This window comes from Pseudomonas sp. R45(2017) (assembly GCF_002112305.1).
Lineage (GTDB): Bacteria > Pseudomonadota > Gammaproteobacteria > Pseudomonadales > Pseudomonadaceae > Aquipseudomonas > Aquipseudomonas paraglycinae.
The window spans coordinates 94,294-112,631 of record NZ_NEHH01000001.1; the positions used below are offsets into that span (position 1 = coordinate 94,294).

Sequence of the window (18,338 nt, forward strand, 5' to 3'; positions counted from 1 at the left end):
CCCGTATCGGTTACTCGCGCGGCACCAGGTCCAGGCACACCGAGTTGATGCAGTAACGCAGGCCGGTCGGCGGCGGACCGTCAGGGAATACGTGGCCCAGGTGCGCATCGCACTTGGCGCATTTCACTTCGGTGCGGATCATGCCGTGGCTGGTGTCACGGATTTCGGTCATGGCGCTCTCGCCGATCGGCGCGTAGAAGCTTGGCCAGCCGCAACCGGAATCGAATTTGGTCTTGGAATCAAACAATGGCTCGTTGCAGCAGACGCAGTGATAGACACCGTCAGTCTTGGTGGCGTTGTATTTACCGGAGAACGGTCGCTCGGTAGCACTGAGACGGCACACGTTGTATTGCTCGGGGTCGAGCATCGCCCGCCATTCTTCCAGGGTCTTTTCAATCTTTTCCATCATCACACCTCAGCGGCTGAAAAAGCCCGATCTGTACCTTTTCCACGGATCGGGCGGCACGTATGATTGCGCCTCGTCACACGCCAGTCTGGCAGCGGGTTCCTGCGCATTCAAACGGATTATTGGAAACCGCCGCTCGAGACACTTGCCTGTGTGAAGACGCAGGATTCCCAGCACGGTTGTCCACCCGCCGCCTGGATCGTTCATTTTCGGGATCACATCGCCATGCAGTTCAGCAAATCGAACAAGCTCGCCAACGTCTGCTACGACATTCGCGGCCCGGTGCTCAAGCACGCCAAACGCCTGGAAGAGGAAGGCCATCGCATCCTCAAGCTGAACATCGGCAACCCGGCGCCCTTTGGTTTCGAAGCGCCGGACGAAATTCTTCAGGATGTGATCCGCAACCTGCCGACCGCCCAGGGCTACAGCGATTCCAAAGGCCTGTTCAGCGCGCGCAAGGCGGTGATGCAGTACTACCAGCAGAAGCAGGTCGAAGGTGTCGGCATCGAAGATATCTACCTGGGCAACGGCGTGTCCGAGCTGATCGTGATGTCGCTGCAGGCGCTGCTCAACAACGGCGACGAAGTGCTGGTGCCGGCGCCGGACTACCCGCTGTGGACCGCAGCCGTGAGTCTGGCCGGCGGTAACGCGGTGCATTACCTGTGCGACGAGGGTGCCGACTGGTTCCCGGACCTGGCCGACATCAAGGCCAAGATCACACCGAACACCAAGGCGATGGTGATCATCAACCCGAACAACCCGACCGGCGCGGTGTATTCGAAGGAAGTGCTGCTGGGCATGCTCGAGCTGGCCCGCCAGCACAACCTGGTGGTGTTCTCCGACGAAATCTACGACAAGATCCTCTACGACGACGCCGTGCACATCTGCACCGCTTCGCTGGCCCCGGACCTGCTGTGCCTGACCTTCAACGGTCTGTCCAAGTCGTATCGCGTGGCGGGTTTCCGTTCCGGCTGGATCGCCATTTCCGGGCCGAAACACAACGCTCACAGCTACATCGAAGGCATCGACATGCTGGCCAACATGCGTCTGTGCGCCAACGTGCCGAGCCAGCATGCAATTCAGACCGCACTCGGCGGCTACCAGAGCATCAACGATCTGGTGCTGCCACAAGGTCGCCTGCTGGAACAGCGCAACCGTACCTGGGAATTGCTCAACGACATTCCCGGCGTGAGCTGCGTGAAGCCGATGGGCGCACTGTACGCGTTCCCGAAGATCGACCCGAAAGTCTGCCCGATCCACAACGACGAGAAATTCGTGCTCGATCTGCTGCTCTCCGAGAAGCTGCTGGTGGTGCAAGGTACGGCATTCAACTGGCCGTGGCCTGACCACTTCCGCGTGGTCACCCTGCCGCGGGTCGATGACCTGGACATGGCCATCGGTCGTATCGGCAACTTCCTCAAGTCCTACCGCCAGTAACCGGCGCTCAGTGCGCAACGGCCCGAACGTTGCGCACTGTCTGATTCAGCAACACTTCTGCTCCGCCCCTCCTCCAGCACCTTCTACACTTGCGACTCATACGAATCATGCGTGCCTGACGCAATGAGACCGGGTGCCGTGTGCCTGTCATCCATACCGGATTCAGCAGTGGGAAATATCCTATGCCCGACAAATCCGGTGTAGGACACAGTTTGAAATAGTCACTCGGTTGAATCGCCAGGTGCCGCACCTTATATACCCCGCAGTACGCTACATCTTTAGCTTGAGGAGATTTCTACAACCATGATGCGCATCCTGCTGTTTTTGGCCACTAACCTGGCGGTCGTGCTGATAGCCAGCATCACCCTGAGCCTTTTCGGCTTCAACGGGTTCATGGCGGCCAACGGGGTTGATCTCAACCTCAGTCAGCTGCTGGTTTTCTGTGCAGTCTTTGGTTTCGCCGGGTCCCTGTTCTCGCTGTTCATCTCCAAGTGGATGGCGAAGATGAGCACCAGCACCCAGATCATCACCCAGCCACGCACCCGCCACGAACAATGGCTGCTGCAAACCGTCGAGCAACTGTCCCGGGAAGCCGGGATCAAGATGCCCGAGGTGGGGATTTTCCCGGCCTATGAAGCCAACGCCTTCGCCACCGGCTGGAACAAGAACGACGCACTGGTCGCAGTCAGCCAGGGTTTGCTTGAGCGTTTCAAGGAAGATGAAGTGCGGGCCGTGCTGGCTCACGAGATCGGTCACGTGGCCAATGGCGACATGGTCACCCTGGCGCTGATCCAGGGCGTGGTGAACACCTTCGTGATGTTCTTCGCGCGAATCATCGGCAACTTCGTCGACAAGGTGATCTTCAAGAACGAAGAAGGCCAAGGCATGGCCTACTACATCGCGACCATCTTCGCCGAGCTGGTGCTGGGCATTCTGGCCAGCGCCATCGTGATGTGGTTCTCGCGTAAACGCGAGTTCCGTGCCGACGATGCAGGTGCCCGCCTGGCCGGTACCGGCGCGATGATCAACGCCTTGCAACGCCTGCGCGCCGAACAAGGCCTGCCGGTGCACATGCCGGACACCCTGAACGCCTTTGGCATCAACGGTGGCATCAAGCAAGGGTTCGCCCGCATGTTCATGAGCCACCCGCCGCTGGAAGAGCGTATCGACGCCCTGCGTCGTCGCGGCTGATCAAACCGGCGCACCAACGAAAAGGCCCGCAGTGATGCGGGCCTTTTTTTGCCTGTCGATTACGCCCCGGAAATCCGGTAGACCCGCTCTTCCAGCCGAGTTACGCCGGCCTGCACGAACTTCCAGCTTTCACCCAGCACATCCTGCTCCTCCAGCATCTCGACACGCCAGACACTGCCCAGCAAACGCTGCACTTCGGCATCGTCTACGGAAAATGGCGGCCCGGGCATCTGCGACTGGTCATAATCCAGCGTCACCAACAGCCCTCGGCATGTCGGCAAAAGACCCTGCAAGTGCGCCGCATAACGCTCGCGCATCGCTTGCGGCAAGGCAATCACTGCCGCCCGGTCGTACAACGCGGTGCAGCCCGCCACGTCAGCCGCCGTCAGCGAGAAGAAATCCCCGCACCACAACTCGATCGACCCGGCGCGATAAACCTTGAAGTCGCCCTGCTCGCTCACCTGCGCCTGCAATTGCTGCTCAAGAAAGAAGTCTTCCACGGCCTTTTCCGACAGCTCGACGCCGAGCACCTGATGACCACGGCCGGCAAGCCACAGCAGATCCAGGCTTTTACCGCACAACGGCACCAACACACGCGCCTGCGACGGGATGGCCAGATCAGGCCAGTGCCGCTGCAAATAAGGGTTCACCTCAGGCTGGTGAAAGCCGATCTGGTTCGATTCCCACTTCTTGTGCCAAAACTCCGGCTGCATGCATCCTCCTAAGAATTCGATCAAAAGACGTTAAAACTTATATTGGAATTAGATCAATGAACTGACTGAAGATGGGTCATCTTAACGCTCAGGAACCCTTCCATGTTTCCCAGCCTGTTTATCTCTCACGGCTCGCCCATGCTGGCGCTGGAGCCCGGTGCCAGTGGCCCGGCCCTGGCGCGGCTGGCAGCCGAACTGCCACGCCCGAAAGCCATCGTCATCGTTTCCGCCCATTGGGAAAGCCATGAGCTGCTGGTCAGCAGCCACGCGCAACCGGAAACCTGGCACGACTTCGGCGGTTTCCCCCGCGCGCTGTATGAAGTGCAGTATCCGGCACCGGGCAATCCGCAAATGGCCCGCGAGGTTGCCGATCTGCTGACCGCCAACAACCTGCCGGCGCGTCTCGACCCGCAACGACCGTTCGATCACGGCGTGTGGGTGCCGCTCTCGCTGATGTACCCGCAAGCCGACATCCCGGTGGTTCAGGTTTCCCTGCCCAGCCGTGGCGGCCCGGCGTTGCAGAACCGCGTCGGTCAAGCGCTGGCCAGTCTGCGCGAACAGGGCATTCTGTTGATCGGCTCCGGCAGCATCACCCACAACCTGCGGGAACTGGACTGGCACGCCGGCCCGGAAAGCGTCGAGCCATGGGCCCGGGATTTCCGCGACTGGATTGTCGACAAGCTCGCCGCCAACGACGAAGCCGCCCTGCACGATTACCGCCAGCAGGCACCGAACGCCGTGCGCAGCCATCCGAGTGACGAGCATCTGCTGCCGCTGTACTTTGCCCGCGGCGCTGGCGGCGACTTCAGCATTGCCCATCAAGGTTTCACCATGGGCGCACTGGGCATGGACATCTACCGCTTCGGCTGATGCCCAAATCGCAGGCAAAAAAAATCCCCGAACCAGTCGGGGATTTTTTATGTTCGATCAATCAGCCCAGAGGCGGATCAATCTTCGCGGTAGCGACGCAGTTTCAGCTGCTTGCCGGCAACGCGAGTGTCCTTCAGTTTGGTCAGGAGCTTGTCCAGACCATCTTCCGGCAGCTCGACGAGGCTGAAGCTGTCACGCACCTGGATGCGACCGATGGCTTCACGTGCCAGACCACCTTCGTTGAGGATGGCGCCCAGCAGGTTTTTCGCCGCGATACCGTCACGCGCGCCCAGCGCGGTACGGCAACGGGCACGGCCTTCGCCCAAAGGCATTGGCGCACGACGCTCGCGGTCACCACGTTCCGGACGATCACCGGAACGCTCAGGACGGTCGCCACGCGGTGCGCTGTTCGGCACCAGTGGACGTTCCTTCTCGATCGCTGCCAGGTTCAGCGCCTGACCATTGGTGGCCTTGCGCAGCAGAGCGGCAGCCAGGGCACGCGGGGTGCAACCGATGTCGGCGGTCAGGCGATCCAGCAGATCACCGTGAGTCGATTCGGCGTCAGCCACCAGCGGCGACAGGCTGTTGGTCAGTTTCTTGATGCGGGCATCGAGAACGGCCTGGGCGTCCGGCAGACGCACTTCGGCAACTTTCTGACCGGTCACACGCTCGATCACTTGCAGCATGCGGCGCTCACGCGGAGTCACCAGCAGCAGCGCGCGGCCTTCGCGACCGGCACGGCCGGTACGGCCGATACGGTGCACGTAGGATTCCGGATCGTACGGCATGTCCACGTTGAAAACGTGGGTGATGCGCGGAACGTCCAGACCACGGGCGGCAACGTCGGTCGCTACAACGATGTCCAGACGGCCATCTTTCAGCGAGTCGATGACGCGCTCACGCTGGTTCTGGGCGATGTCGCCGTTCAACGCGGCGGCTTTGTAGCCTTTGGCGTCGAGGGCGCTGGCCAGATCCAGGGTCGCTTGCTTGGTGCGCACGAACATGATCAGAGCGTCGAAATCTTCCACTTCCAGCAAGCTGAGAACGGCAGAAGTCTTCTGGTCAGCGTGAACCAACAGGTGAGCCTGTTCGATCGCGGTAACGGTCTGGGTCTTGCTCTGGATCTTCACGTGCTTTGGATCGCGCAGGTGACGCTCGGCGATGGCACGGATCGATTGCGGCAGGGTCGCCGAGAACAATACGGTCTGACGGGTTTCCGGCATGGCCTTGAAGATGACTTCGAGGTCGTCCATGAAGCCCAGTTTGAGCATTTCGTCTGCTTCGTCGAGAACCAGGTGGTTCACGGTCTGCAGTACTTTTTCGTCGCGACGCAGGTGGTCGCACAGACGGCCCGGAGTGGCGACAACGATCTGTGCGCCATTACGGATTGCTTTCAATTGTGGGCCCATCGGCGCGCCGCCGTAGACAGCCACAACAGTCACGCCCGGCATTTGCTTGGCGTAGGTTTCGAAAGCGGTTGCAACTTGTAGCGCCAACTCACGAGTTGGGGCCAGGATCAGAGCTTGCGGCTCGCGCTTGGACGGATCGATGCGGTGCAGGATAGGCAGGGCAAAGGCAGCGGTTTTACCGGTACCGGTTTGCGCCTGACCAATCATATCGTGACCGGCGAGGATGATCGGGATCGACTGCTGCTGAATGGCCGAAGGCTCTTCATAGCCGGTAGCGACTACTGCAGCGACAATATTGGGATGAAGTTCAAGAGCGGCGAAGCCGCCGATTTCCTGGGTCATGGGTCTGCCTCTAAGTGCATCCGCAAAGACCCATGCTCCAAAGCTGCACATGCCGTGTTGAGACTCAAGAGTCGCCCTGGCAGCTTTGTCGGCGGGGATTTGCGAAAACGAATGAATGAAAAAGAATCGTCAAGGAAGAGCCCGCAGTGCGGACGTGCAGCCGAAGCTGACTTCGGGGAATTGCGCTACCTAAACGCGGCCCGGTTAAAGGCCGGCGCGCACTATACCGGAATTTGCCCAAAAAGGGAGCTTTTTTTATCGGCGAAATACAGTTGTCACCGCTGTGTAACGGGGTTTTGCGGATAATCGGGCAAAGGTCTATTTTTCAAAGACCCCGGCCCTGCGGGCGATGGCGCTTAAACGATTCACCGACGTGCGGCATCTGGTCGCTGCACCTTTTCTTCCCCTGCGAGGAAACACCCATGAATCAGCCCTGCCCCGGCCGCGTGAGCCGTGCGCGCCACGGTCACGTGCATTTGATCGGCCTGGACCGCGCCGCCAAGCGCAATGCCTTCGACCTCGACCTGCTCAACGACCTGGCCCTGGCCTACGGTGAATTCGAGGCCGACAGCGACGCACGGGTGGCGGTGCTGTTCGGGCATGGCGAGCATTTCACCGCCGGGCTCGATCTGGTCAACGCCAGTTCCGCCCTCGCCCAGGGCTGGCAGGTGCCGCCCGGTGGTTGCGATCCATGGGGCGTGTTCGTCGGGCCACGGGTCAGCAAACCGGTGATCGTCGCGGCGCAGGGTTATTGCCTGACCATCGGCATCGAATTGATGCTCGCCGCCGACATCAACCTGTGCGCGAGCAACACTCGGTTCGCCCAGATGGAAGTGCAGCGCGGGATCTTTCCGTTCGGCGGCGCGACGTTACGCTTTCATCAGGTCGCCGGCTGGGGCAATGCGATGCGCTGGCTGCTGACCGGCGACGAGTTTGATGCCCATGATGCGTTGCGCCTGGGTCTGGTGCAGGAAGTCATGGCCAGCGAAGACTTGCTGCCACGCGCCATCGAATTGGCCGAGCGAATCGCCCGACAGGCGCCGTTGGGCGTGCAGGCGACGCTGATGTCGGCGCGTCAGGCGCGCTATGAAGGTGAAACTGCGGCGGCTAAGAGCTTGCCGCCGCTGGTGAAGAAGTTGCTGGCCACTGAAGACGCCAAGGAAGGTGTGCGCTCGCTGGTGGAGCGCAGGCCCGGCGTTTTCAAAGGCCTTTGAAGATCAGGTCGCCGGACGGATGCAGTTGATCAACGTCTGCAACGAGTAACCCAGCTTCGGCGCCAGCGCTTCAGCCCGGGCGGTCAGCGCCTGCATGTCCAGCACCTGATCAAGATCCGCCGGCACGATCAGAATGACGTTGCCCTCCTTCACCGGCAGTTCCCAGTAATGCCGGTGATAGAGGCCACGCAGCAGCGCCGCGCCCAACGGTTTGCCGTCATCAGTGGCCCATTGGTTGATCACCAGCCAGCCGCCAGGATTCAGACGCTTCTGACAGTCACCGAGGAAATTCCACGCAAGGTGCCCGGCGCCGGGGCCGACATCGGTGTACAGATCAACGAAGATCAGATCCGCCGGCTCAGCCGTCGGCAGCAGTTCGAGGGCATCGCCGACGCGGATGTACAGCCGTGGATCGTCATCCAGCCCGAGGTACTCGATGGCCAGACGCGGTACGTCCGGGCGCAGCTCGATGGCTTCGACATCTTCCAGCGGCAGGAACTTGAGGCAGGCCTGGGTCAGCGTTCCCGCGCCCAAACCGAGAAACAGCGCGCTCTCCGGTTGCTCGTGGCACAGCGCGCCGATCAGCATCGCCCGGGTGTAGTCGTACTCCAGCCAGCTCGGGTCGGCGGTAAACACGCAGCTTTGCTCGATCGCATCGCCGAACTCCAGAAAGCGGTAGTCGGCCACTTCCAGCACGCGAATCACGCCGAACTCATCCTGTACCTCGGCGAGCAACAGCTCGACGCGCTCCTCAGTCATTTCGTCTCCTGGTGGTCACCGGGCGCGGTGACGCGATGGCACCGATCTGGCGCCGTGGCAAAGCGGCGATTGTCGGCGAAGCGGCGGGAGCAGGTCACGCACTAATTGCTGCTAACATGGCCGTCCGTGCGTAGAACCTTAGAGACCGTGATGAGCCAACCCTGGAGCCCTGACAGCTGGCGCGCCCTGCCGATCCAGCAACAACCCCAATACCCCGACGCCGCACATCTGCGCCAGGTCGAGCAGACGCTGGCCAGCTACCCGCCGCTGGTGTTTGCCGGCGAAGCGCGCGAGCTGCGTCGTCAGTTTGCCGAAGTCACCCAGGGCCGGGCGTTCCTGCTGCAGGGCGGCGACTGCGCGGAAAGCTTCGCCGAGTTCTCCGCCGCGAAGATCCGCGACACCTTTAAAGTGTTGCTGCAGATGGCAATCGTCATGACCTTCGCTGCCGGCTGCCCGGTGGTCAAGGTCGGGCGCATGGCCGGCCAGTTCGCCAAGCCGCGCTCGGCCAACGACGAGACCATCGACGGCGTGACCTTGCCGGCCTACAGGGGTGACATCGTCAACGGCATCGGTTTCGACTCGGCCAGCCGCGTACCGGATCCGGAGCGTCTGCTGCAGTCCTATCACCAGTCCACCGCCACCCTCAACCTGCTGCGCGCCTTCGCCCAGGGCGGTTTTGCCGACCTGCATCAGGTGCACAAGTGGAACCTCGATTTCATCGCCAACTCGGCGCTGGCCGAGAAGTACAGCCACCTCGCCGATCGCATCGATGAGACCTTGGCGTTCATGCGTGCCTGCGGCATGGACAGCTCGCCGCAATTGCGCGAAACCAGTTTCTTCACCGCCCACGAAGCGCTGCTGCTGAACTACGAAGAAGCCTTCGTGCGCCGCGACAGCCTGACCAACGATTACTACGATTGCTCGGCGCACATGCTGTGGATCGGCGACCGCACCCGTCAGCTCGACGGCGCCCACGTCGAATTCCTGCGCGGGGTGAACAACCCGATCGGGGTGAAAGTCGGCCCGAGCATGAACCCCGACGACCTGATCCGCCTGATCGACGTGCTCAACCCGGACAACGATCCGGGCCGCCTCAACCTGATCGCACGGATGGGTGCGAACAAGGTCGGCGATCACCTGCCGGCGCTGATCCGCGCGGTGCAGCGCGAAGGCAAGCAGGTGCTGTGGAGTTCCGACCCGATGCACGGCAACACCATCAAGGCCAGCAGCGGCTACAAGACCCGCGACTTCGCGCAGATTCTTGGCGAGGTGAAGCAGTTCTTCCAGGTTCACGAAGCGGAGGGCAGCTACGCCGGCGGTATCCACATCGAAATGACCGGGCAGAACGTTACCGAGTGCATCGGTGGCGCGCGGCCAATCACTGAAGACGGCTTGTCGGATCGCTATCACACTCACTGCGACCCACGGATGAATGCCGATCAGTCGCTGGAACTGGCGTTCTTGATTGCCGAGACGCTGAAACAGGTCAAACGCTAAATCGCGATGACGTTGGCTCGGTCGTTTTCGACTTGAGCCAACGCCACCCGCAATCGCCCCGCACTTTCCCGCTGACAATTGAGCTGCACGTGCTCAAGCCCCAACCAGTCCGCCATGCGCCGCAAATTCAGCGCCAGCGCCAGCATCCCCGCGTCATCCAGTCCGGTTTCTTCCTCGTGCACCGCATGCACTGCCAACCGCCCCGCCGCCCGTTCAGCACGCAGATCGACCCGCGCGGCAATCCGTTCATTGTGCAGGAACGGCAGCACGTAATAGCCGTAGACCCGCTTGTCCTGCGGCGTGTAGATCTCCAGCCGATAGCGGAAATCGAATAGCCGCTCAGTTCGGCTGCGCTCCCAGATCAGTGAGTCGAACGGCGACAGCAATGCACTGGCCTCGACCTTGCGCGGGATTTTCGGCTCGGGCAGACAATAAGCAATCTGGCGCCAACCGGCGACTTCGCAGGTCAGCAGTTGCCCGTCCTCGACCAGTTCGGCCAGACGAGGGCGGGCATCAGAGGGATTCAGGCGGAAGTAATCACGCAGGTCTTTTTCCGTGCCGACACCCAGAGCCTGCGCTGCATGCAATAACAAACCGCGCTGCGCCTCGGCCTCATCGGGCAATGGCCGCTGCAGCACGGAAGCCGGAATCACCCGCTCGGGCAAGTCATACAAACGCTCGAAACCACGGCGTCCGGCGACGGTGACTTCGCCAGCGGCAAAAAGCCATTCCAAGGCGTGCTTTTCCGCGCTCCAGTCCCACCACGGCCCGGCCTTTTCCTCGCGGGTCGACAGGCTGCCGGCGCCCAGTGCGCCCTGCTCTTCGACCGACGCCAGCACCCGGCGAATGGTGTCCTGCTGCTCGCGACCGAATCGCGCCAGTTGCTGATAGATGTCTTCACCACGTCTGGCCCGCTGCATGCGCCAGCCCATCAGCGGGTACATCGACAGCGGCAGCAACGACGCCTCATGGCCCCAGTATTCGAACAGCGAACGGCGTCGCCCCGAACTCCAGGCAGCCTGGTCGAGCAAGTCAGCAGAATAGGAACCAAGACGGGAGAACAGCGGCAGGTAGTGCGAGCGCACCACGGCGTTGACGGAGTCGATCTGCAACAGGCCGAGGCGTTCGATCAGCCGGTTGACGTGCATCGCCTTGACAGCCGGCGGCTGGCGCCCGTGAAACCCTTGGGCAGCCAGTGCCAGACGTCGAGCCTGTTTAAGGGAAAAAGACAGAGTCGCGGGCATGTGTACCTCCATGTCTGCTCGCAACCTACCTCACTACAAAGGGGTTTGTGTAGCGATGGCCTCATCATTTATGCATCGGATCGTCCCAGAACGGCCGCACCGACTCATGTTCGACATCGGCACGGCTGACCCCGATGTCCTTCAACGCTTCGTCGCTCAGACTGGCAAGCAACTCGCGTTCGCGGTGAAGTTCGTACCAGCGACTAAACTTGTGCAGCAAATCGGTAATCAGATGGACCGGCACTCTGTCATCACTCACATAGACTTTTTGACCTTTCATCGTATTGCCCTCCTTTAGGGATGGCTCAAGTCTCGCGCCGGGGCTACGATCAATCCAACGAATGTTTCTGATGGCATGCATCACGGAGATTCATCAATTGTCGGCATATCCCAGTATCGATACCGATGTCCTGCGCACCTTTGTCGCGATTGCCGATCAGGGCGGTTTCACCCGCGCCGGCGAAATGGTCAACCGCACTCAATCGGCGGTGAGCATGCAGATGAAGCGTCTGGAAGAGGACGTGTTGCAGCGCCAGCTGTTCGAGCGCGACGGGCGTCAGGTGCGCCTGACCGCCGAAGGTCAGGTGTTGCTTGGCTACGCGCGGCGCATCCTGAAACTGCACAGCGAAGTGTTCAATACCCTGCGCGAGCCGCACATGGTCGGCACGGTGCGGATCGGTACGCCGGACGATTACGTGATGCGGTTTCTGCCGGGGATCCTGTCGCGCTTCGCCCAGTTCTATCCTTTGATCCAGATCGAAGTGCATTGCGAGTCGACCAAACAATTGCTGCAGCGCACGGATCTGGATCTTTCGATCGTCACCCGCGAGCCGGGCAACGAGATTGGCCAGTTGCTGCGCAAGGAGCGTTTCGTCTGGGCCGAGGCGCAGAATTTCAGCGCCCACGAACAGACGCCGTTGCCGCTGGCGATGTTCAACAGTGATTGCTTCTGCCGCCTGTGGGCGTGCAATGCGCTGGACGCGATGGGCCGCGAGTACCGGATCGCCTACAACAGCACCAGCCTGTCGGCGTTGATGGCAGTGGTGAGCGCGGGTCTGGCGATCACCGCGCAACTGGAAAGCCTGATCACCCCGGACCTGCGGATTCTCGGCGCCGCCGAAGATCTGCCGCTGTTGCCCGAGGCCAGCATCATGCTGATCCGCAACCTCAACAATCCGTCGCCGATCACTGAATGCCTGGCCGAGCACATCGTCGAAGGCTTCAAACTTTAAAGGCGAGCATCACCGCGCACAGCACCAGGAACCCGCAGAACAGCCCGCGCAGGAGTTTTTCCGGCATTGCGTGGGCCACTTTCACCCCCCAACTGATACTGGCCAGACCGCCAATGGCCAGCGGCAGGCCGATCATCCAGTCCACTTCGTGGTGCACCGCGTACGTCACCAGCGTGACCCCGGTGCTCGGCAACGCCAGCGCCAGCGACAGGCCTTGAGCGACCACCTGAGTGGTGCCGAACAGACTGGTCAGCACCGGCGTCGCCACCACCGCCCCACCGACACCGAACAAGCCGCCCATGGTGCCCGACGCCGCGCCGAGCACGCCCAGCCACGGCCATGAATAACGCATCTCGGAAGTCGCTGCCGGACGCGCGCCAAACATGCGCACCAGGTTGTAGGCCGACAACGCCACGAGGAACGCGACAAACCCGATGCGCATGGTTTGCGCGTCGATGCCCACGGCCCAGATCGAGCCGATCCACGCGAAACAGAATCCCATCACCGCCAACGGCAATGCATGCCGGAGCTCAATGCGATTGCGCTGATGATAACGCCACAGCGCCAGCATCACGTTCGGCACCACCATCACCAGCGCCGTGCCTTGGGCGATCTGCTGATCGAGCCCGAACCACACGCCCAGCAGCGGAATGGCGATCAAGCCACCACCGATGCCGAAGATCCCACCCAGCGTGCCGAGGGCGGCGCCAAACAACAGGTACAGCAAAAACTCGATCACAGCAGAATTCCTCAAACGTCAGGCGACTCATCCTACGCAGTCGACGCTGGCACGGAAACGCACAGCAACGCACAATGGCTGTGCCAAATCCGCATAGGCACTGAACTGATTCATGAATCCCAATCAATTGACCGAACAACTCGGGCTGTTTCTCGATGTGCTGGAAAGTGGCAGTTTCTCCGCCGCCTCACGCCGACATCCGCTGACGCCGTCCGCCGTTGCCCGGCGTATCGACAGTCTGGAAAGCGCTGTCGGCAGCCAGTTGTTCATCCGCAGCACTCACGCGGTGCGCGCCACGCCGGCGGGTCTGGCGTTTGCCGAACGGGCGCGACGGATCGTTGCCGAGCTGCAACTGGCCCGGGCGGAAGCGGTGTCCCTGAGCAGCGCGCCGGAGGGTCTGATTCGGGTGGATGCGCCGGCGGCATTCGGGCGCCGGCATCTGGCGCCAGTGATTGCCGATTTTCTGGTGCTGTATCCGGGGCTCGACGTGCAGCTGCATCTGATCGACAGCTTCGTGGACATGGACGGTTCGAACCTGGGCAAGGTCGATCTGGTATTGCGCGCCGGGCAGATGGCCGACACCCGGCTGGTCGCCACACCGTTGGCGAGCATGGTGCGCATCGCCTGCGCCAGCCCCGATTATCTCAAGCGCCGAGGCGTGCCGAGCGAGCCAGCGCAATTGAGTGAACATGACGGTCTGGATTGGGACGGTCTTGCCCCGCCCTTCGCCTGGCGCTTCGAACAGGACGGGCAGATGCAATTGCATCGTCCGGCGCGGGTGCGCATGAGCGCCAACAACGCCGAGGCGCTGGTTTGCGGTGCGCTCGCGGGACTCGGGATCGCGCATCTGCCGACCTGGCTGGCCAGCGAATACCTGCTGCGCGGCGAGTTGCTGCCGCTGTTCTGTGAAAACGGCCTGCCAAAACCGGAGAGCACCGGCATCTACGCGCTGCGGCTGGAGCAACAGGCCAGCTCCCGCAGTCGCTTGCTGCTGGAATACCTCAAGACCCGGTTCAGCCCCGTGCCGCCGTGGGATCTGGCCCTGCAGCGGGAACTGGGCCGGCACTGACCGATTCGCCACCGGGCACAATTGTCTGGCGCATTAAAGATTCGAGCGCTAGATTCAACTGCATCACCGTTCAAGGCACTGACATGACCACCGACCGCGACACCTCCGATCACTGCGAAGAGCTGCTGCTCGACAATCAGGCCTGCTTCGCCCTGCATTCCACTTCGCTGATGATGACCAAGGTCTACAAGCCGCTGCTGCAAGCGCTTGGCCTGACGTATCCGCAATACCTGGCGATGATGGTGCTGTGGGAGAAGGATGGTTTAACCGTCGGAGAAATCAGCACGCGCCTGCTGACCGATCCGGGTTCGCTGACCCCGCTGCTCAAACGTCTGGAAGGTGAAGGCTTGCTCAGCCGAACCCGCAGCCGGGAAGATGAGCGCGTGGTGATCGTTGAACTGACTGCCCAGGGACACGCCTTGAAAGACAAGGCCCGAACCGTTCCGCAGTGCATTCTGGGGGCCAGCGGCTTCACCCTGGAACGTCTGCAAAATCTGCAAGCCGAGTTGCAGGCCTTGCGTGGTCATTTGCAGGACAGTCTCGCTTAAAACTCCCCCTTTCCTGTGGGCGCAGCCTTGCGCCTGCAGGCTAATCGCACCTTCCCCGCTGATCCCCGAAAATTTTTTTCCTCTCGTTTCACACTAAAAAAACCTTCTATATCAAAAGCTTGGGATCACGACCCTACCCGATCCAAGTGACCATTCGCGCGTTCTTCAAAAAATTTATCTTGCGCGCTAAATATTAGCGAAGTACATTTACTTCGCACCTAGTTAGCGCGCAAACAATTAGCGCAACGAACCACACTCAATGAGGCTCACACTATGCAAACTCTCTACACCGCAATCGCAACCTCCACTGGCGGCCGTGACGGTCGTGCGATCTCCAGCGACAACATCCTCGACGTCAAACTCGCCACCCCGAAAGAACTCGGCGGTGCCGGCGGCGCAGCTACCAACCCTGAGCAACTGTTCGCCGCCGGCTACTCGGCCTGCTTCATCGGTGCCCTGAAATTCGTCGCCAGCCAGACCAAACGCAAAATTCCGGACGACGCCTCGATCACCGCTCACGTCGGCATCGGCCAGATTCCTGGCGGTTTCGGTCTGGACATCGACCTGCACATCAGTCTGCCAGGCCTGGAACAGGCAGACGCACAAAGCCTGGTCGACGCTGCCCACCAGGTCTGCCCGTACTCCAACGCCACTCGCGGCAACGTTGATGTGCGTCTGCACGTCACCGTGTAATCACTGACACTCAGGCCCGTACAGGAAATGAACATGAACACTTTCAGCAAAGTCTTGACCGGTACCCTTCTCGCCCTGTCCATCCACAGCGCATTTGCCGGGGAGGTTGAACACAACACCCAGGCGTTTCTCGATGTGCTGAATGCCGGCACCGGCAAACCGATGGAACAGATGACGCCCAAGGATGCCCGCGCCGTGCTGACGGGCGCGCAGTCCGGGGTCAAACTGACGCTGCCCAAAGCGGACGTCAGCGAGAAGACCATCCAGGTCGATGGCCAACCGTTGAGCCTGACCATCGTCCGGCCGGCCGGGGTCAAGGGCGAGCTGCCGGTGTTCATGTTCTTCCACGGCGGCGGCTGGGTACTGGGGGATTTCCCGACCCACGAACGTCTGGTGCGGGATCTGGTGGTCGGCTCGGGTGCGGCGGCGGTGTTCGTCAACTACACCCCTTCGCCGGAAGCGCATTACCCGGTGGCGATCAACCAGGCTTACGCCGCGACCAAATGGGTGGCCGAACACGGTAAAGAGATCAACGTCGACGGCAAGCGTCTGGCGGTGGCGGGCAACAGCGTTGGCGGCAACATGGCGGCAGTCGTCGCCCTGATGGCCAAAGACAAAGGCACTCCGGCAATCAAATTCCAAGTGCTGCTGTGGCCGGTGACCGATGCCAATTTCGACACCGGTTCGTATAACCAGTACGCCGAGGGGCACTTCCTCACTCGCAACATGATGAAGTGGTTCTGGGACAACTACACCACCGACGCCAACCAGCGGAACGAGATCTACGCCTCGCCGCTGCGGGCCACCACCGCGCAATTGAAGGGTCTGCCGCCAGCGCTGGTGCAGACCGCCGGAGCCGACGTGCTGCGTGACGAAGGTGAAGCCTACGCCCGCAAACTCGACGAAGCCGGCGTGCCGGTGACCTCCGTGCGCTACAACGGCATGATCCACGACTACGGTTTGCTCAACGTGGTCAGCCAGGTGCCGGCGGTGCGTTCGGCGATGCTGCAGGCCTCGGAGGAGCTGAAACAGCACCTGAAGAAGTAATTTTCATCAGGCACAAAAAAGCCCGACTCAATGGTCGGGCTTTTTCTTTCCGCAAAAAGCAGTGCTTATTTGGCACGGCCTTTGTAGGAACCGCCTTCGCGGGTATCGATCTCGATCATGTCGCCGATTTCGATGAAGTCAGCAACCGACAGCTCGGTACCGTTCTTCAGTTTGGCAGGCTTCATCACCTTGCCGGAAGTGTCGCCGCGAGCGGAACCTTCGGTGTAGTCAACCTGACGCACGATGGTGGTCGGCAGCTCTACGGAAACCAGACGGCCTTCGAAGAATACGGCTTCGCAAACGTCGGTCATGCCTTCTTCCACGAATGGCAGAACGCTTTCGATGTCTTCGGCGTTCAGCTCGTACATGGTGTAGTCGGTGGTGTCCATGAACGTGTAGGAGTCACCGCTGATGAAGGACAGGGTCGCTTCTTTGCGATCCAGGATCACGTCGTCCAGTTTGTCGTCCGCACCGTAAACGGTTTCGGTCTTGTAACCGGTCAGCAGGTTCTTCAGCTTGGTCTTCATGATCGCGCTGTTACGGCCCGATTTGGTGAATTCAGCTTTCTGAACCAGCCAAGGATCGTTGTCGATACGGATCACGGTACCGGGTTTGAGTTCTTTACCAGTTTTCATTGCGAATATCCGAATTTGGATGGGATTTACAAAAATCTAGGCCGCGTATCATATCCAATTTCGGTAAAACTGTACCAGCGCCGTCGCAAGATCCGCCTGCAAGGCCTGTTCCAGACACCACGCGCGGGCATTTTCCTGCAGTTCGGGCCAGTGTTTGCGGGCCTCAAGCCAGTGGTCGCCGATAGGCTGCCCGGCACTCCAGGCACGCCAGAGACCGTTCATCGCCTCGGCGGCAACGGGCGAAAGACCTTTTGTGTAGAGCGCAAGGAAGGCGTCGAGCTTGTCGAGATGGATGTCTTCGTCCTGCTGATAGATGTGCCACAACATCGGCCGCCCCGCCCATTGCGCCCGGACAAACGAGTCCTCGCCGCGCACCGCGTTGAAATCGCAGCACCAGAGCAATTGATCGTATTGATCCTGCCGGACGAACGGCAGCACCTGCACGGTCAGCGCTTGACGAACATGCTTCGCCCCGACCGCCAGCGACTCGACCCCGAGCCAACTGGCGACATCGCCGAGAATCCGTCCTTCCGGCACCAGCAGATGAGTGGGCATCGAGTCAGCGGCGAGCACATCCAGCCAACTGGCGAGTCCCGCATTCTCGTAGGCAAACAGCGAAATCAGTTGCGCACCGGGCGCAGGAATGATCCCCAGACCTTGCAGGAATTGTCGCTGCGCCTCGGGGTCCTGCTGAAACTGCTGACGCCGCTCCAGCAAACCGCTTTCACGCAACAGGCCGCCGGTGCCCGGCTGGAATCCCGGAAAGAAAAAGTACTTCTGCACCGACTTGTATTTCACCGACGGCAGTCCGTGGCAACCGACCACCCAGTCTTCGGCGCTGAGATAGTCGAGGTTCATCCACAACGGCGGTTTTTCCCGAGCGGCCATGGCGTCCATGTAGACGCTCGGCAACTGGCAGGCAAACGCGGCGATCACCACCTCGGCCGCCTCCGCTTCCTGCCATTCGGTCGGCCAGTGCCGGACTTCGACGCCCTGCTGCCATTGCTGATCGAGGCCGATGTCGATTTCGGGGCAGATGCGCTCGAAGGCGCGCAGGTCATCGACCCACAGCCGCACCGTCATTGCCTGCTCGCTGACCAGTTGCCGGGCCAGACGCCAGGTCACGCCGATGTCGCCGTAGTTGTCGACGACCGTACAAAAAATGTCCCAGCGGGTTTTCGGTTGCGGCATTCAAGGCTCCCGTTGGCAAAAGCGCCGATTGTCCGCATAAATGTCTCCATGCAGAAGAGCCGACGGCAATTAATCTTCGTGCGACAATCGCCACTCGCCCGC

The 18,338-nt window shown here is 61.0% G+C and carries 19 protein-coding genes; 10 read left to right on the forward strand and 9 right to left on the reverse strand.

What is annotated here, in order from left to right:
- Positions 1 to 10: 10 nt before the first annotated feature.
- The gene (msrB, locus tag CAF74_RS00420; RefSeq protein ID WP_064383288.1) at positions 11 to 406 is read right to left on the reverse strand and encodes a peptide-methionine (R)-S-oxide reductase MsrB; all 396 of its coding nucleotides are present in this window, start codon (positions 404 to 406) and stop codon (positions 11 to 13) included.
- Between the two features lie 225 nt (positions 407 to 631).
- Between msrB and CAF74_RS00425 the strand changes: the two genes are divergently transcribed.
- Both CAF74_RS00425 and htpX read left to right on the forward strand, forming a co-directional pair.
- Complete coding sequence (locus CAF74_RS00425; protein ID WP_007955711.1) at positions 632 to 1,843, forward strand: pyridoxal phosphate-dependent aminotransferase; 1,212 nt, start codon at positions 632 to 634, stop codon at positions 1,841 to 1,843.
- A 303-nt stretch (positions 1,844 to 2,146) separates the two neighbouring features.
- The gene (gene htpX, locus CAF74_RS00430) at positions 2,147 to 3,034 is read left to right on the forward strand and encodes a protease HtpX (protein WP_007955710.1); all 888 of its coding nucleotides are present in this window, start codon (positions 2,147 to 2,149) and stop codon (positions 3,032 to 3,034) included.
- 59 nt (positions 3,035 to 3,093) lie between these two features.
- On the opposite strand, the gene CAF74_RS00435 is transcribed toward htpX, so the two are convergent.
- Positions 3,094 to 3,747 (reverse strand): thiopurine S-methyltransferase, encoded by a 654-nt coding sequence (locus CAF74_RS00435; RefSeq protein ID WP_085744965.1) that lies wholly within the window; start codon positions 3,745 to 3,747, stop codon positions 3,094 to 3,096.
- A gap of 102 nt (positions 3,748 to 3,849) precedes the next feature.
- On the opposite strand from CAF74_RS00435, the gene CAF74_RS00440 reads away from it, so the two are divergent.
- On the forward strand, positions 3,850 to 4,617 hold the full coding sequence (locus CAF74_RS00440) for a class III extradiol ring-cleavage dioxygenase (protein WP_085744966.1): 768 nt from the start codon (positions 3,850 to 3,852) through the stop codon (positions 4,615 to 4,617).
- 77 nt (positions 4,618 to 4,694) lie between these two features.
- Here the strand turns inward: CAF74_RS00440 and CAF74_RS00445 are convergent, their stop codons facing one another.
- Entirely contained in the window at positions 4,695 to 6,368 is a 1,674-nt protein-coding gene (locus CAF74_RS00445) for a DEAD/DEAH box helicase (RefSeq protein ID WP_085744967.1), read from the reverse strand.
- A gap of 422 nt (positions 6,369 to 6,790) precedes the next feature.
- Here CAF74_RS00445 and CAF74_RS00455 point away from each other — a divergent pair, with 422 nt between their 5' ends.
- A complete protein-coding gene (locus tag CAF74_RS00455; protein ID WP_085744968.1) occupies positions 6,791 to 7,582 on the forward strand; it encodes a crotonase/enoyl-CoA hydratase family protein in 792 nt (263 codons plus the stop codon).
- Positions 7,583 to 7,585: 3 nt separating this feature from the next.
- Here CAF74_RS00455 and CAF74_RS00460 read toward each other — a convergent pair whose 3' ends face one another.
- On the reverse strand, positions 7,586 to 8,341 hold the full coding sequence (locus tag CAF74_RS00460) for a spermidine synthase (RefSeq protein WP_007955705.1): 756 nt from the start codon (positions 8,339 to 8,341) through the stop codon (positions 7,586 to 7,588).
- A gap of 150 nt (positions 8,342 to 8,491) precedes the next feature.
- Here CAF74_RS00460 and CAF74_RS00465 point away from each other — a divergent pair, with 150 nt between their 5' ends.
- Positions 8,492 to 9,838 carry a class II 3-deoxy-7-phosphoheptulonate synthase gene (locus tag CAF74_RS00465; RefSeq protein WP_007955704.1) on the forward strand — a complete coding sequence of 449 codons (1,347 nt, stop codon included), beginning with the start codon at positions 8,492 to 8,494 and terminating at the stop codon, positions 9,836 to 9,838.
- Here the strand turns inward: CAF74_RS00465 and CAF74_RS00470 are convergent.
- Entirely contained in the window at positions 9,835 to 11,082 is a 1,248-nt protein-coding gene (locus tag CAF74_RS00470) for a winged helix-turn-helix domain-containing protein (protein WP_085744969.1), read from the reverse strand. The genes CAF74_RS00465 and CAF74_RS00470 overlap by 4 nt on opposite strands.
- Before the next feature lie 64 nt (positions 11,083 to 11,146).
- Positions 11,147 to 11,362 carry a DUF1127 domain-containing protein gene (locus tag CAF74_RS00475; RefSeq protein ID WP_085744970.1) on the reverse strand — a complete coding sequence of 72 codons (216 nt, stop codon included), beginning with the start codon at positions 11,360 to 11,362 and terminating at the stop codon, positions 11,147 to 11,149.
- Between the two features lie 97 nt (positions 11,363 to 11,459).
- On the opposite strand from CAF74_RS00475, the gene CAF74_RS00480 reads away from it, so the two are divergent.
- On the forward strand, positions 11,460 to 12,314 hold the full coding sequence (locus tag CAF74_RS00480) for a LysR substrate-binding domain-containing protein (protein WP_007955701.1): 855 nt from the start codon (positions 11,460 to 11,462) through the stop codon (positions 12,312 to 12,314).
- Here CAF74_RS00480 and CAF74_RS00485 read toward each other — a convergent pair.
- A complete protein-coding gene (locus CAF74_RS00485) occupies positions 12,304 to 13,053 on the reverse strand; it encodes a sulfite exporter TauE/SafE family protein (RefSeq protein WP_085744971.1) in 750 nt (249 codons plus the stop codon). The genes CAF74_RS00480 and CAF74_RS00485 overlap by 11 nt on opposite strands.
- A gap of 112 nt (positions 13,054 to 13,165) precedes the next feature.
- Between CAF74_RS00485 and CAF74_RS00490 the strand changes: the two genes are divergently transcribed.
- From CAF74_RS00490 to CAF74_RS00505, 4 genes are all read left to right on the forward strand, one after another.
- A complete protein-coding gene (locus CAF74_RS00490; protein WP_011335300.1) occupies positions 13,166 to 14,122 on the forward strand; it encodes a LysR family transcriptional regulator in 957 nt (318 codons plus the stop codon).
- Positions 14,123 to 14,205: 83 nt separating this feature from the next.
- Positions 14,206 to 14,670: a MarR family winged helix-turn-helix transcriptional regulator gene (locus CAF74_RS00495; RefSeq protein ID WP_085744972.1), complete on the forward strand. Its 465-nt coding sequence runs from the start codon at positions 14,206 to 14,208 to the stop codon at positions 14,668 to 14,670.
- A 273-nt stretch (positions 14,671 to 14,943) separates the two neighbouring features.
- Positions 14,944 to 15,363 (forward strand): organic hydroperoxide resistance protein, encoded by a 420-nt coding sequence (locus CAF74_RS00500; protein ID WP_034155242.1) that lies wholly within the window; start codon positions 14,944 to 14,946, stop codon positions 15,361 to 15,363.
- Between the two features lie 33 nt (positions 15,364 to 15,396).
- The gene (locus tag CAF74_RS00505) at positions 15,397 to 16,410 is read left to right on the forward strand and encodes an alpha/beta hydrolase (protein WP_085647565.1); all 1,014 of its coding nucleotides are present in this window, start codon (positions 15,397 to 15,399) and stop codon (positions 16,408 to 16,410) included.
- Positions 16,411 to 16,475: 65 nt separating this feature from the next.
- Here CAF74_RS00505 and CAF74_RS00510 read toward each other — a convergent pair whose 3' ends face one another.
- Together CAF74_RS00510 and earP are read right to left on the reverse strand one after the other, a co-directional pair.
- Complete coding sequence (locus tag CAF74_RS00510; protein WP_007955690.1) at positions 16,476 to 17,045, reverse strand: elongation factor P; 570 nt, start codon at positions 17,043 to 17,045, stop codon at positions 16,476 to 16,478.
- 48 nt (positions 17,046 to 17,093) lie between these two features.
- Entirely contained in the window at positions 17,094 to 18,236 is a 1,143-nt protein-coding gene (earP, locus tag CAF74_RS00515) for an elongation factor P maturation arginine rhamnosyltransferase EarP (protein ID WP_085744973.1), read from the reverse strand.
- Positions 18,237 to 18,338: the final 102 nt, after the last annotated feature.